The following is a 15,185-nucleotide window of genomic DNA, read 5'->3' as shown; positions in this document are numbered from 1 at the left end:
CCAGTATCAGGCCTAAGTGAAGAGTATGTGCGAAATTCAAAATGAATTTGAACAGCTGTCTTTTATGTAAAAAAGTGTTTGTTACCTTTCCACAGGTGGACAAACACTGTTTTAAATGAAATTAAGGAACGAACAGATTTCTTCACTTATTTCCATCGGTATTTCTTCAGGCAATAAATGACCAGCATTATCATATACTTTAAGCTTTGCATCAGGTAAATCATTCACTAGTCTTTGTCCGACAGGAAGTGGAATGATTCGGTCATATCTGCCCCATAGCAATAGTACAGGAACTTTAACCTCTTTTAATTCTTCAGGTGACATATCCCCTTCTCGGTGTCGCAAAACTCTAATTAGAGCATGAAACGTCTCCGCATCTGAGAAGGGCTGAGCATATCCATTTATTAACTCTTCATTAATTAAAGCGGGATTGTGAACGACTGTCATTAAATTGTCCTTCACACCTTTTCTGCTTACCCAATGTTTAATGACATATACGAAAAAAGGAAGATAGGAACATCGAACCACAAAAGGACTCGGTCTTTTCAAATATCCAGAACAGCCAATCAGAATTAATTTTTTGATTTTTTCAGGTGCAATTCGAGAGGCGTGCATTGCAACTTGCCCTCCCATAGAGTGACCGATGATATAAGGATTTTTAAGCTGTAAATGATCAATAAAATCAACGACTAATTGACCATAATTTTTAAGGGAGTAAAAGAAGGTCCGTGATTTTTCGCTACGACCGAATCCTGGTAAGTCTATTGCGTAAATGTGGAATTGTTTCTTCAACTCAGGTATGAGTTTCCTGAAACTGAAACAAGAGCTTAGAAATCCATGAATCATAATGATCGTCGGAGCTTCTGTATCTGAATGTGGGTGGTGCTCGTAGTAAAGCTTAGTGTTTTGTAGCAATAACTCCTTGGATGTATTCACTTCTGGAACCATAGTCATGGCTACCATCGATTCTAACCTCCTTCAACTTGAAATGCCCAATTTTTAATGAATAGGCTTGGATACATAGCCTTCATCATTAGGATTTCCAACTGTTGAACGGTCATGTAGTTAATTCCTGACAAAAAAGGGCGCTTTTCCGCTAAAAGCCTCTTCCGTTTTTTAAGGTAGGTACATATTTTATTATGAAGAATGATAAGGAGGTTTAGGGGAATGCCTCAATACTACGATAACGAAGAGTATGATTTCGAAGCGAATGCTGACTATTCCGATACCGACCGTCCAGGTTGCTATCCAAAACCATACCCACCTTGTCCACCTGCCCAACAAGCGCCTGCTCAAGTGGCTGGTGCTCAGACACAGCAAGCTCCACAAGCGAATTTGCTGTATTGTATGCCTGTAGGTCAAGTTGCTGGTGCACAGTCACCATCACTCGTTGCAGGTGCACAAAGTCCATATAATGCTTCACCTTATGGAGGATATCCAGGTGGCGGTTATCCACCGTATCCTATTTACGGAGGATTTGGTTACGGTTATGCCTGGGTATGGGCTGTAGTCGTCATCGTTGTCATATTGTTAATCATCGCTGGATTCTGGTGGTGGTCAGGGTACGGCGGTTTCCGTTAGAAACTTTGACAAAAAAGAAAGGGCTTGGCATCTATTCAAGCTCTTTTCTTTAAGTCAAAATATAATTCGTACAAGCGGGCAAATGCCTTATAGGACGAACGTGTGGAAATAAAATGACAATAAATGGGTAAACTGTTACATAATTCGTATCAAACTGGAGGTAAATTATGCACTCTCGTCAAACGGTTTTATATATTTGTGAAGAATACCCGAGTGGTAACCGGTATTACTATAAAAAAGAACTGATTACACATGATTCATGGATGAACCCACAATCGCTTGAATGGTCTGCGCCTAGACCGATCTCTGAGAAAACATTCATGGAGAGAGCAAGAGCAGGATATCGAACGGAATATAGGAAAATTAATAAACCTCAAGCGAAGGTGTATCCATTTCCTCCTCCTGAGCACAGGTGTTTTCCGTATTATCCGAACATGAGATGGAGATAGTAGCCCTTATTTTGGAAAAAATAAGGGTTTTTAATTATGTAATTAGTGGAACATAACGTAGTAGAGAAATTGTTGGGATCGGAGGAATATAGAGATGGAAAATTATCGTATAGCAAAAGATACTTTAGGCGAAGTGAAAGTTCCTCGTGATGCTTATTATGGTGCACAAACCCAAAGAGCGGTTGAAAATTTTCCGATTAGTGGACAAAGATTGCCAAAAGCATTTATAAGAGCCCAAGCCATCATCAAAAGGTCAGCAGCTGTCGCGAACAGAGATACAGGTGAGCTTGAAGAAAAGAAAGCAAATGCAATCATCGAAGCAGCTGAAGAAGTGATGAATGGGAAGTTGGATGACCAATTTGTCGTGGATGCCTATCAAGCAGGAGCAGGAACCTCGCAGAACATGAATGCAAATGAAGTCATTGCTTCCAGAGCGAGCGAACTATTAGGTGGAGAACGTGGTGATTGGACGAAGGTTCATCCGAATGATGATGTGAATATGGCACAATCCACAAATGACACGATTCATGTTGCGATCAACATAGCAGTGGCAGAACAATTAAACCGGCAATTCTATCCGTCCATTGAACGAACGATTGAGGCGCTCGAAAAGAAAGCTGATGAATTTCAGCCGTATATCAAATCAGGTAGAACACATTTACAAGATGCAGTCCCAATGCGCTTAGGCCAATCCTTTGAGGGTTATGCACAAAGTTTACGTAACGCGTATGACGCGGTGAAGATGGCCGAACCATTTCTTTATGAAATTGGATTAGGAGGAAATGCCGTAGGAACTGGTATTAACTCGCATCCGGAGTATAGCGATCGTGCCATTCAAGCTGTTGCTGAAACAACGGGATTAGCATTTCAGCAACCGAAAAGTCGATTTAGCTTCATGCAAAATACAGGAGCAGCAATTCGGGTAAGTCACGCTTTGAAAGAAGTGGCGATCCATCTAATTAAAGTGTCTAGTGATTTCAGGTTGCTGAGTTCAGGACCTAGAACCGGTATAGCGGAATTGACATTACCAGCAGTTCAACCAGGTTCTTCTATCATGCCAGGTAAAGTGAATCCAGTCATTCCAGAAAATCTGTATATGATTTGTTCACAAGTCATCGGGAACGATACCGCAGTATCTACAGCAGGTATTGGTAGCCAATTAGAAATAAATCCTATGATGCCGATTATCGGATATAATGTCCTTCAATCCATCACAATCTTGTCAACAGGTATGGAGACATTCACAAAAAGGTGTATTAATGGGATTGAACCGAATGAAGGTAGAATGAGTGAATTAATGGAAAAGAGTCTTGCACTAGCGACTGCATTGAATCCCAAAATCGGATATGAAAAGGCAGCAGATGTCGCTAAAGAAAGTTTTAAGACCGGTAAGACCGTGCGAGAAATCATTCTTGATCGAGGGATTTTGTCTGAAGAAGAAGCAGATGTATTACTCAAACCAGAAAATTTAGTGTAGTCATCCAAGGGCAGAACATTGTTTCTGCCCTTTCTTTTTTACATATTCCTAGATTCTGTTCAACTTGTCAGTTTTGCGTAACTAATAAACCAAGGGAATATTTGGCATGATAAAAATGCAGTTTATTTGAAACAATGTCAAAAGTCACTCGTCTAATCCTTATGTAGGGCGTTATAATATGTTTAAGGGCTATAATAGTCGTAGGTATTTCAGGATGAAGAAAAACTTCGGTAGAAGGAGGCAGTTCAGATGTGTGGATTTGTCGGTTATGTCTCAGATATAAGTCTTTTACCTGATGAAGTTGAAATCAATCAACTACAACAGATGACAGATATCATTAACCATAGAGGACCAGATGATGAAGGTCATTTCTATGATGAATATGTTCGATTTGGCTTCCGCCGATTAAGTATTATTGACCTAGAAAGCGGACATCAACCACTGTCTTATGAAGATGACCGTTATTGGATCATCTTTAATGGTGAAATATATAACTATGTCGAGTTACGGAATGAACTCTTAGAAGAAGGATATGTGTTTAAAACGAATTCTGATACAGAAGTCATTTTAGCAAACTTTGTCCGAAAAGGTGTCGAATCTTTTAAAGATTTACGAGGGATGTTTGGTTTCCTCATATGGGATAAAGAAACGCATACACTTACCGGTGCACGTGACCCCTTTGGAATTAAGCCTTTTTTCTACCTTGAAGAAGAAGGCTTACTTTACTGTGCATCAGAAAAGAAATCGATTCTTACTTTAAGAAAAGAGAATGATGTAGACCCAGAATCTCTACATCACTACCTTACTTATCAATTCGTCCCAGAACCTTCTACCATGTCCGTAGGTATTAAAAAATTATCTCCAGGACATTATTTTACGAAAAAACCTGATGAGCCTATGTCCATCAAATCTTATTGGTTGCCTACATTTCGTTCAAAGGCGGCACCACTCAATCGTATAATAGAAGATATCCAACAAGTCATGAGGGACTCCGTAAGAGTACATATGCGTAGCGATGTTCCAGTAGGGAGTTTCTTATCAGGTGGAATCGACTCAAGTGCGATTGTAGCCCTCGCAAGAGAAGTAAATCCTAATATCAAAACCTTTACAGTTGGATTTGAACGGGAAGGCTATAGTGAAATTGATGTTGCTGTCTCTACAGCTGCATCCTTAAATGTCGAGAATATTCATTATATTGTTCAACCTGAAGAATTTGTTAACGAGTTACCAAAAATTATATGGTACATGGATGATCCCGTAGCAGACCCAGCTGCGATCCCTCTTTATTTTGTTGCACGTGAAGCTAGAAAGCATGTGAAGGTTGTCCTCTCAGGTGAAGGAGCAGATGAGTTGTTCGGGGGATACACAATCTACAACGAACCGAATTCTTTAAGAGGTTATCAATCTCTCCCTCAAGGCATTCGTACATGGCTAAGAAAGCTGTCAAATATACTTCCTGAAGGTACAAAAGGGAAAAGCTTTCTTGAGCGTGGTAGCATGACGATGGAAGAGCGTTACATCGGTAATGCTAAAATGTTTACTGAGAAAGAAAAAGAACAGCTGCTTAACAAATATAATCAAGATTGGCATTATCAAAGGGTAACCCAGCCATTGTACGACTATGCTCGTTCATACGAGGATATTCATAAAATGCAGTATGTGGATATGCATACGTGGTTAAGAGGAGATATCCTTGTAAAAGCTGATCGAATGACGATGGCAAACTCTCTAGAACTTAGGGTTCCGTTCTTAGATAAAGAAGTGTTTAAAGTTGCCTCTCAAATTTCGTCGTCTGATTCGGTAACAAACGGCACGACGAAGTATGCGTTACGTGAAGCAATGAAGGGGATCGTTCCAGACTCTGTTCTTTACCGTAGGAAACTCGGTTTTCCAGTTCCAATCAGACACTGGTTAAAGAATGAATTGTACGAATGGGCGAAAGATCTCATTACCAAAAGTCCTACAGAGCAATATTTGGATAAAAATATGATTTTAGGAATGTTAGAAGTTCATCGAGCAGGTAAACTAGATTACAGTCGCAAAATATGGACAGTTATTACATTTATGATATGGCATCAAATTTATATAGAGAATCTTTATCACTTTCATGAGTTTCAAAATCTCCGACAATATGAAGAAGCAATTGAGCCCTACAAAATTGCAACGAGTTAAGGTACTTGATATTGTAGAAATGAAGCTCTTGAAAAACCACTGTCATGACGGTGGTTTTTCTTCATTTATCTGATGGATAGGCTTTTGTATAAAAAAACTTTCTATGTTATACTGTTAAAGTTAAAAAATATGTAGGAGTTGTTACTTGTATGAAATACGAAGTTGGAAGTACAGTTGAGGGGAAAGTCACGGGAATCAAACCGTTCGGTGCGTTTGTTGCCCTGGATGACCAACATCAAGGTCTAGTTCATATTTCCGAGGTTTCTCACGATTACGTGAAAGATATAAATGATCACCTTTCTGTTGGAGATAAAGTTGAAGTTAAAGTAATGAACGTTGAAGAAAACAGTGGTAAGATTTCCCTTTCTATCCGCAAAACACAAGCTGCACCTGAGCCTAAGCCGCAGCCACAACGTCCTCGTCGTAAGCGCCCAGTGCAAAACGAGAGCACACAAGGATTCAACACACTTGAAGACAAGTTGAAGGGCTGGTTGAAAGAATCGAACGATCGCCAAGCTCAATTAAACAAGCGTCTTAAGAAATAATAATTGAAACAGAAAACAGCCGACAGAAATTCTGTCGGCTGTTTTTTTGTTTATGAGTCAAATAAGTAAGTTAAGTTAATTCACTACGGTCTTCTGTATTGAACTCTTCAGACGGTCTGAACACTAGTGTTAGACAGTATAAACCACTTAGCCCAACTAATCCGTATACGATTCGTGCTAATGCAGCATTTTGACCACCAAAGATTGCTGCTACTAGATCGAATTGAAAAAAGCCGATAAGACCCCAGTTAATGGCACCGATAATCACTAACACTAAAGCTGTACGTTGAATAGCACTCATGATGTTCCCTCCTTTAATTGAAGTGGAAGATTTTACTTCTTCTTTATTTTGGAATAATTGATATATTTTTATACATGATCTTTGATAACTTTTCTAATTGATGGAATAACGACGATGATGAAAAGTTTAGGGAATCAGTATAAGTGCAACTAAGGCTCACCCAGCGCTAAGGCTTGTCTTCGCCAAGTTTGCTTTATACATGTTTTGCCGATAACTTTTCTAATTGATGGAATAACGACGTAGTTGAAAAGTTTAAGATAACAGTATAAGTGCAACTAAGACTCAATACTTTCAATTTCTAATACATAAACAGATTACTTTACTCAGAATGGGATATTTCGAGATAATAACGTATGAATGATTCAATAAGGAGGAACTTATGGATAATTTTGAATTTAGAAATCCAACGAAATTGATTTTCGGTAAAGGACAAATAGAAGCACTTGAAAAGGAAATTCCTCAATACGGCAAGAATGTACTCGTTGTTTATGGTGGCGGAAGCATTAAGAAAAACGGACTGTATGATCAAGTTATGGAGAAGTTATCTGCAATAGAAGCGAATGTCTCTGAATTAGCAGGTGTTGAACCTAATCCTAGACTGACAACAGTGCGCAAAGGCGTTGAGTTAGTCCGAGAAAATAACGTTGACTTCTTACTAGCTGTCGGCGGAGGAAGTGTAATTGATTGTACAAAAGCCATCGCAGCCGGCGCAAAATACGAAGGGGATGTTTGGGACCTCATAACGAAAAAAGCTGACGTGAAGGACACGTTACCATTTGGTACAATTCTCACATTAGCGGCTACTGGCTCAGAGATGAACTCTGGATCGGTTATTACAAACTGGGAGACGAATGAGAAATATGGCTGGGGTAGTCCGCTAAACTTCCCTAAATTCTCAATATTAGATCCAGTTAACACAATGACTGTACCGAGAGATCAAACGGTTTATGGAATCGTAGACATGATGTCTCATGTACTTGAATCTTATTTCCATGCGGCTACCAATACGAAGCTACAAGAACGTATGGCCGAAGCGATTTTGTTAACTGTTATGGATACTGCACCTAAGTTATTAGAAAACCTTGAAAGCTACGAGCATCGTGAAACCATTCTTTACAGTGGAACGATGGCATTAAATGGTATCCTTCAAATGGGTGCACGGGGAGACTGGGCGACGCACAACATCGAGCACGCGGTATCTGCCGTACATGATATCCCGCATGCTGGTGGGCTCGCTATCTTATTCCCGAATTGGATGAAACACAATATTGATGCAACTGAAACGAAGTTAAAGCAACTGGCAGTTCGCGTGTTTGGTGTTGATCCAACAGGGAAGTCTGATCGCGATCTAGCGCTTACCGCTATCGATAAGATCTCTGAATTTTGGACGTCACTTGGAGCACCAACACGTCTAGCTGATTATGACATCGACGATTCTAAGCTCGATTTAATGGCAGATCGCGCAATGAAAAGAGGACCATTTGGTAACTTCCAAACACAACAAAACGAAGATGTAGCGAAAATCTTGCAAATGTCTCTATAAAATTTACAAAAGGATACTGCACAACGCCAACTGGCGGAGTGCAGTTTTTATTTTTGTAGAGGATACAACACCGAAGAAGTGAACCTCGCTACCGACAGTGGCTTTCTTTTCTTTCATACTCCCAGCGATGCCTCACATTTTACGAAAGCGTTTACTAAGGCGTTATAACAGGAAAGTTAAAAACGAACGAACCTATTGAAACGGAGGGAAGAAGATGCAACATACATTCATACAGTCAATGTGGACAGCTTTGTGGAAGTGGCATCATCAAGCAAAGGACTTAATGATGCTATCCTCATCACAATCAGGCTCTACCGACGAAACAGAGAAAACGAAGCAGAATGCGCCAAACAACACGGATCCAGGACCTTCGTATGGGAAGCAGAAAGGAATCGGCCTTGTACTTGGTCCAATTCTTTTTGCAGCAACGCTCTTATTTTTCAATCCTGAAGGTTTATCTCAACAAGGCTTAGCGATTCTTGCAAGTACGATCTGGATTGCAACGTGGTGGATTACAGAAGCCATTCCAATTCCAGCTACTTCTTTACTGCCTTTAATTTTATTTCCGATCACTGGCGGTTTAGATGGAGATACAACCGCATCGTCTTATGGCGATAATACGATCTTCTTATTCATGGGCGGCTTTTTGATAGCGCTCGCCATGCAAAAATGGAACCTACACAAGCGGATTGCGTTAGCGATTATTTCAGCAATCGGTACGAGTACAGAACGAATTATTTTAGGATTCATGGTTTCCACTGGGTTTCTCTCCATGTGGATTTCGAACACAGCCACATCCATGATGATGGTTCCGATTGGTATGGCCGTGATTTATCAAGTTTCTGAACAACTGAATAAAGACGGTAAAGAAGAAGTTGACGTTAAAAAGTTCAATTTCGGAAAAGCGATCATGCTCGGAATTGCTTATGGTGCCTCAATCGGTGGGTTAGCAACCTTAATCGGCACACCTCCGAACACAATCTTTGCGGCTGTTGTTGAACAAACATATGGAATTGAAATCTCATTTGCGAGATGGATGATGTTTGGTGTGCCGATCGTGATTGTCATGCTATTTGGTACTTGGTATTATCTTGTTAAGTTTGCGTTCCCTATGAAAATTCGTGAACTTCCTGGTGGGAAGGAAGTGATAAGAAATGAGAAGAAATCGCTCGGAAAGATGGGAACGGAAGAAAAAATCATTCTCACTGTTTTTACATTAACAGCTTTCGCTTGGATTTCACGCTCATTCTTACTTGCAAATTGGATTCCAAATATCAACGATACGATTATCGCAATGACAGCAGCAATCTTACTGTTCCTCATCCCGTCTGTGAGTAAAAAAGGGGACTTCTTACTAGACTGGAATACAGCAAAAGGATTACCGTGGGGCATTCTACTTCTGTTCGGTGCAGGACTAGCGATTGCCGCAGGCTTTAAACAATCAGGACTTGCCAAATGGATCGGTAGTCAGCTTACCATTCTAGAAGGCATTAATTTGTTCTTAATCTTAGCGATCGTAGTTGCGCTCGTTATTTTCTTAACGGAAATTACGTCCAATACAGCAACTGCAACAATGATGTTTCCAATTATGGCATCGCTCGCATCTGCGATTTCTGTTCACCCTTATGCATTGATGATTGGAGCAGGACTAGCAGCTAGCTGTGCATTTATGCTGCCAGTTGCAACACCTCCGAACGCAGTCGTATTCGGTTCAGGATACTTGAGAATACCAGATATGATGCGCGCAGGATTTTGGCTGAATATCGCCTCAATTGTCATTGTAACGATTGCGATTTATTTTTACTTACCAATCGTTTGGGGAATCGATTTGACGACATTTCCTGATGCATTTAATAAATAAAGTAAATGCGAAGAGGGTGCTATCACCCTCTTCTTTCATTATAAAAAGATAAGGGTTGAAGGTTATGGACGCACACATTCCTTATACGAAACAACAACATCAGTTTTGGCAAGCCATCATCAGCCTGACGATTTCGTCGCTGCTCACATTTTCTACGCTGTATATTTTTCAACCGTTGCTACCGGTTTTTGTTGAGACGTACGATGTTAGCACAACCTTATCGAGCTTTCTAATGTCAGCTTCAGTTTTTACGATGATGTTTGGTCTATTTATCCTAGGATTTCTTGCTGATCGATATGGTAAAAAGAACATTATGATTGTTTCCCTTACGGTGACGATTTTGACATTAGCAGCAATGGCATTTTCAACAAACTTTTCTTTCATAGTCGGACTTAGACTGTTGCAAGGTTTTTTCTTAGCAGGTGTACCAGCATCAGCCATGGGCTATCTCGGCAATGAAATCGATCGAAGGTATATTGGTATTGCAATGACGCTATACATCGCGAGTAATGCACTCGGTGGTATGTCTGGTCGTGTTTGGGGAGGGTATAGTGCAGATAAGTGGGGTTGGGAGACTTCGTTACTTAGTTTAAGTGGATTTGGCGTCGTCGCACTCCTTTTATTTATTGTGCTACTGCCATCAGAACGTCCTTCAGCAGAATCGCGCTCATCTCTAAAATCCGACCTAAAAGGCATGCTTATTCATTTAACGGACCGAAAACTCATTCCTCTGTTTGTAATGGGCCTCCTATTACAAATCATGTTCACCGCTGTGTGGACGTACTTACCTTTCTATCTAAAAGGAGAGCCGTTCAATTGGTCGCTTAAATGGATTTCTTATACGTATTTTGCATATGTGCTCGGTGTGTTAGCGCCACCACTAGCGAGTCGTTTCTCTAATCGGTTCGGACTGTTCAATGTAATGCTGAGCGGACTGATGCTCCTCGCAATCGGTACTTGGTTAACTGCAATCCATAATAGTTCTGTGATTATTTTCGGTCTGACAGTCTTATGTACAGGTTTCTTCATATCACACTCAATGGCTGCAGCACTCGTTAATCGAACGGCTACACATCACAAAAGCGGCGCATCTAGCTTCTATCTAATCAATTATTATTTAGGTGTTACGATTGGTAGTTCTGCGGTTGGAACACTGTGGGATCATTTTGCATGGACAGGGATCTTAAGTACAAGCATGCTCTTACTGTTTATCTTTATGTTTCTGCCTAAGTTGAAGCATCAATCATAGCTGTACAACTTGCGTTTGATTTTTTATTCGGATAAAGTGATTATGAATAATGAAAGAAGTTGGAGGGGTAATATGTCTACAATTCAATTTGATTATACAAAAGCCTTGGCATTTCTCGGTCAGCATGAAATTGATCAGTACGCAGACCAAGTGAAAACAGCACATGAGGCACTACATAACAAAACAGGAGCCGGTAATGACTTTCTAGGATGGGTCGACCTTCCAGAAAACTACGATCGCGAAGAATTTAATCGGATTCAAAAAGCAGCGGAGAAAATCAAGAAGGATACAGAGGTATTGCTCGTCATCGGTATTGGGGGTTCGTACCTAGGTGCTCGAGCTGCCATCGAAATGCTCCATCACTCCTTCTACAACATGCTAGGGAAAGAAAAACGCGATACACCTCAAGTCATATTCGTCGGACATCAGATCAGTTCAACGTACACGCAAGATCTTTTTGACGTATTGAAGGATAAGGACGTATCCATTAATGTGATCTCAAAGTCAGGGACAACAACAGAGCCAGCCATTGCATTCCGTATTTTTAGAACATTTTTGGAAGAGAAATATGGTAAAGATGAGGCACGCAAACGGATCTACGCAACAACAGACCGTGAAAAAGGTGCGTTAAAAACGCTAGCCGATAAAGAAGGCTATGAAACGTTCGTCATACCTGACGATGTCGGTGGTCGCTATTCTGTTCTGACGGCTGTCGGCTTGCTACCGATTGCAGCAACTGGTATCAATATCGAGGAAATGATGAAAGGGGCAGCAGATGCACGAACCGCATATAGCAATCCGAGCTTAGCTGATAACGAAGCATACCAATATGCAGCTGTTCGTAATGTGCTCTATAACAAAGGCAAAACAGTTGAGCTTATGGTCAACTACGAGCCCGCACTACATTACGTAGCAGAATGGTGGAAGCAGCTTTACGGTGAAAGTGATGGAAAAGACAATAAAGGGATTTTCCCTGCAGCAGCAGATTTTTCAACGGATCTTCATTCACTTGGACAATACGTACAAGAAGGACGTCGCGACTTGTTCGAAACGATTTTGAACGTTGAAAAGCCGCGTAAGGAAATGACGATTGAAGAAGACGAAGGGAACCTCGATAACTTAAACTTTTTATCCGGGAAAACGATGGACTTCGTTAACGAGAAAGCATATGAAGGAACATTACTCGCCCATACAGATGGCGGCGTGCCGAATCTTGTGGTGAACATTCCTGAATTGAATGCATATCATTTCGGTTACCTCGTGTATTTCTTTGAAAAAGCGTGTGCAATCGGTGGATATTTGCTCGGCGTAAACCCATTCAACCAGCCTGGAGTAGAAGCTTATAAGAAGAATATGTTCGCACTACTAGGTAAACCAGGATTTGAAGACTTAAAACAAGAATTAGAACGACGACTTAAATAAACCATGAATAATGAAGAGCCGAACTGAACCATCAGTTCGGTTTTTTTAATGTTTTATCGATCAAGATCAATGATTTATCGTGCAAAACTCAAGTTTTATCGTGCAAAACTCAGGTTTTATCGTGTGAACATTAGGGTTTATCGTGCAACAAGCAAATTTATCGGACAAATCCAACATTGATTCATGAAATGAAAATGGAATGGACACGATAAAAGTAATGATTTATATGAAGGGAGAAACGACGTATGAAGGAAATTCGCTCCAAGCTAGAAGGCGAGCAATATGAACTGAATGAACTGGAATACACGCTAAAACCATTAGGCTATGATATTGGCGGTGGCTGGGAATACGACCATGGTGCGTTTGACTACAAACTGGATGACGAAGAGGGCTACATGTACCTCCGCATTCCGTTTAGTTCTGTGAAAGGCATGCTAGATAAAAATGATTGCATCGTTCAAATGGGTACACCGTACTTGCTTCATCATGTGTACCAACGCGGTTTGGATGACAATGTATCGGTAGGAAATGCATCCGCATCAATAAATCAATTTTCCGAACCTCAAGATCCAGATGGATCAATAGATGAGAAATGGGTGGGAATCGGTGAAAAAATGGTTCGTCACTTAGAGGAACAGCTTCTCGATTAATCCATCCTCTTAAAGAGTGCAGAACTCACAATGGTTGAAGTGTGAATGATTTCTGTGGCACCTGCCCGCTTCGCATTCTCGACTTGAGCGGATGTTAAAATCTCAACAATCGTTTTCGCGACGGGACTCATGCCGATCACTGCTATTAATGTAAGGATTGAATCCATATCTGATTGTTCTTCACTTACTTGATTGTTTGCAGTAATGAAGACTATTTTCGCAAATTGCACATTTGCCTTTTCAAGCGTTTGATCCTCATAGGACTTTCCGTGAATATAGTGCACATTACTATTCTGAAAAGGATTCTTGTTAATCGTTCGATCGATTAATACTACATGTTGATCAGGTGTATCTTCGTTAATTTTTTCTATCAATGTTTTCGTCCGTTCATTCCAGCCAACGACGACAATATGACCACTTTTCTGGTAATCCATATCACCCTTCATGAGTGCATTTTGACGCTTCACCGTATAAGTAGCCATTTGTGAGAAAAAATAAGTGATAAACGTCGTACCAGAAAATATCAATAATATAGTCATTACTTTTCCGATCAATGTTTTCGGAACAAGGTCGCCATAACCGACAGTTGCAGCAGTGACGACAGCCCAATAAATACCGTCAAAAACTGTACGATAGTTACCAGGCTCAATATAATGCATCATTGTCCCAAATAGAAAAAGTACCGTTAACACTATGATAATTAATCTTAATATAGCGGGTAGTCGAAGATAATGCGCTGTGATCGTCTTCATAAAGTCACCTAGGTTTCAAAAAATGTCATTACAAAAAGTATAACCATAACCTGTCCGTTAGAAACGCAATAAAGGAGGTGTGAATCATGAGGAAAAGACCTTTTCTAGTGTATTTAGTGAATCTATTCATGGGAATCATTGAAGCACTTATTTTACTCAGAATCGTATTGAAGCTTTTCGGGGCAAATCCGTATACGCCATTTGTCCAATGGATTTATAATTTGACGATGCCCTTGCTATCACCATTCAGAAATATTTTCCCATCTCCAATGATACAAGGACAATATGAACTAGAATTAACGAGTATCTTTGCATTAATTGTGTATGGTTTTCTCTCTTACTTCCTTGTGCAGTTTATACTAATGCTCAATTCAGGTGGCGACAATCGGAGACGATAAAGGATAACCGATCCATTCGGCGTATAATAAAGATAAGACACTAAGAATGGATGGTGCGATTTCATTGATACAGTTACTCGTGAATGCTGATGATTTCGGCTACTCTAGAGGTGTGAACTACGGAATAATGGATGCACATAAGCATGGGATTGTTAATTCCACAACGATGCTCATGAACATGCAAGGCACCGATCAAGCAATTGAATTGGCCAAAGAAAATCCGGATCTAAAGGTCGGGGTTCATTTGACGTTGACATGTGGAAAAGCGCTCGCTCCAAAGGTACCTTCCTTAACGAGTGATGATGGAACATTTCGAATGACGAGGAAATTTGAAAGAATTGAAGAGGTAAGAGTTGAGGACGTTGAAATGGAGTGGTCCGCTCAAATTGAGGCGTTTTTGCAAACGGGATTAGTCCCAACACACATGGATAGCCACCACCATATTCACGGACAGAGCAAGTTATTATCAGTTGTAAAACGGTTATCTGAAAAATATGGATTACCTGTGAGGAATGTATTTGGAGACAAGAAGACAGACTTGCGGCTATTGACGGATATTTTCTTAGCAGACTTTTATAAGGATGGTGTCCATGAAGGATATTTTGATGAGTTACAAAATAGAGTAAAGGGCGGGACATCAGTAGAAGTCATGTGTCACCCCGCCTATGTAGATGAAGCATTATTGAATGGCTCATCCTATCATGTAAAAAGAGCAGATGAATTAACGATTTTGATGAACACAAAGCTCAATAAAGAAAAAATACAGCTTCTCTAATGGAAGATAT

Annotated in this window: 15 protein-coding genes; 12 read left to right on the top strand and 3 right to left on the bottom strand. The window is 40.3% G+C overall.

Going from position 1 to position 15,185, the window contains the following annotated elements:
* Nucleotides 1-111: 111 nt before the first annotated feature.
* Nucleotides 112-963: an alpha/beta fold hydrolase gene (locus L2716_RS12315; RefSeq protein WP_236335322.1), complete on the bottom strand. Its 852-nt coding sequence runs from the start codon at nucleotides 961-963 to the stop codon at nucleotides 112-114.
* 204 nt (nucleotides 964-1,167) lie between these two features.
* Here L2716_RS12315 and L2716_RS18410 point away from each other — a divergent pair, with 204 nt between their 5' ends.
* From L2716_RS18410 to yugI, 5 genes are all read left to right on the top strand, one after another.
* Nucleotides 1,168-1,581 (top strand): hypothetical protein, encoded by a 414-nt coding sequence (locus L2716_RS18410; protein ID WP_236337900.1) that lies wholly within the window; start codon nucleotides 1,168-1,170, stop codon nucleotides 1,579-1,581.
* 167 nt (nucleotides 1,582-1,748) lie between these two features.
* Nucleotides 1,749-2,030, top strand: a complete 282-nt coding sequence (locus L2716_RS12305) for a hypothetical protein (protein WP_236335312.1) — start codon at nucleotides 1,749-1,751, stop codon at nucleotides 2,028-2,030.
* 94 nt (nucleotides 2,031-2,124) lie between these two features.
* A complete protein-coding gene (locus L2716_RS12300; protein ID WP_236335310.1) occupies nucleotides 2,125-3,507 on the top strand; it encodes a class II fumarate hydratase in 1,383 nt (460 codons plus the stop codon).
* Nucleotides 3,508-3,756: 249 nt separating this feature from the next.
* Entirely contained in the window at nucleotides 3,757-5,679 is a 1,923-nt protein-coding gene (gene asnB / locus L2716_RS12295; protein WP_236335308.1) for an asparagine synthase (glutamine-hydrolyzing), read from the top strand.
* A 149-nt stretch (nucleotides 5,680-5,828) separates the two neighbouring features.
* Nucleotides 5,829-6,224, top strand: a complete 396-nt coding sequence (gene yugI / locus L2716_RS12290) for a S1 domain-containing post-transcriptional regulator GSP13 (protein WP_236335298.1) — start codon at nucleotides 5,829-5,831, stop codon at nucleotides 6,222-6,224.
* Nucleotides 6,225-6,294: 70 nt separating this feature from the next.
* On the opposite strand, the gene L2716_RS12285 is transcribed toward yugI, so the two are convergent.
* A complete protein-coding gene (locus L2716_RS12285) occupies nucleotides 6,295-6,525 on the bottom strand; it encodes a DUF378 domain-containing protein (protein WP_236335293.1) in 231 nt (76 codons plus the stop codon).
* A 379-nt stretch (nucleotides 6,526-6,904) separates the two neighbouring features.
* On the opposite strand from L2716_RS12285, the gene L2716_RS12280 reads away from it, so the two are divergent.
* From L2716_RS12280 to L2716_RS12260, 5 genes are all read left to right on the top strand, one after another.
* Nucleotides 6,905-8,068 carry an iron-containing alcohol dehydrogenase gene (locus tag L2716_RS12280; RefSeq protein WP_236335291.1) on the top strand — a complete coding sequence of 388 codons (1,164 nt, stop codon included), beginning with the start codon at nucleotides 6,905-6,907 and terminating at the stop codon, nucleotides 8,066-8,068.
* Between the two features lie 214 nt (nucleotides 8,069-8,282).
* Nucleotides 8,283-9,929, top strand: a complete 1,647-nt coding sequence (locus tag L2716_RS12275) for an SLC13 family permease (protein ID WP_236335288.1) — start codon at nucleotides 8,283-8,285, stop codon at nucleotides 9,927-9,929.
* A 64-nt stretch (nucleotides 9,930-9,993) separates the two neighbouring features.
* Entirely contained in the window at nucleotides 9,994-11,178 is a 1,185-nt protein-coding gene (locus L2716_RS12270) for an MFS transporter (protein WP_236335276.1), read from the top strand.
* A 72-nt stretch (nucleotides 11,179-11,250) separates the two neighbouring features.
* Nucleotides 11,251-12,600: a glucose-6-phosphate isomerase gene (locus tag L2716_RS12265; protein WP_236335274.1), complete on the top strand. Its 1,350-nt coding sequence runs from the start codon at nucleotides 11,251-11,253 to the stop codon at nucleotides 12,598-12,600.
* Between the two features lie 245 nt (nucleotides 12,601-12,845).
* The gene (locus tag L2716_RS12260; protein ID WP_236335265.1) at nucleotides 12,846-13,250 is read left to right on the top strand and encodes a YugN-like family protein; all 405 of its coding nucleotides are present in this window, start codon (nucleotides 12,846-12,848) and stop codon (nucleotides 13,248-13,250) included.
* Here L2716_RS12260 and L2716_RS12255 read toward each other — a convergent pair.
* Complete coding sequence (locus tag L2716_RS12255) at nucleotides 13,247-14,002, bottom strand: potassium channel family protein (RefSeq protein WP_236335255.1); 756 nt, start codon at nucleotides 14,000-14,002, stop codon at nucleotides 13,247-13,249. The two genes, L2716_RS12260 and L2716_RS12255, sit on opposite strands and share 4 nt — an antisense overlap.
* A gap of 86 nt (nucleotides 14,003-14,088) precedes the next feature.
* Between L2716_RS12255 and L2716_RS12250 the strand changes: the two genes are divergently transcribed.
* Both L2716_RS12250 and chbG read left to right on the top strand, forming a co-directional pair.
* Entirely contained in the window at nucleotides 14,089-14,400 is a 312-nt protein-coding gene (locus L2716_RS12250; protein ID WP_236335251.1) for a YggT family protein, read from the top strand.
* Between the two features lie 46 nt (nucleotides 14,401-14,446).
* Entirely contained in the window at nucleotides 14,447-15,175 is a 729-nt protein-coding gene (gene chbG, locus L2716_RS12245; protein ID WP_236335250.1) for a chitin disaccharide deacetylase, read from the top strand.
* Nucleotides 15,176-15,185: the final 10 nt, after the last annotated feature.

This window comes from Pseudalkalibacillus berkeleyi, from assembly GCF_021608225.1.
GTDB classification, from domain to species: Bacteria; Bacillota; Bacilli; order Bacillales; family Fictibacillaceae; genus Pseudalkalibacillus; species Pseudalkalibacillus berkeleyi.
Note: the sequence above shows the minus strand (reverse complement) of the source record. Positions and strands in the feature narration are given on the sequence as shown.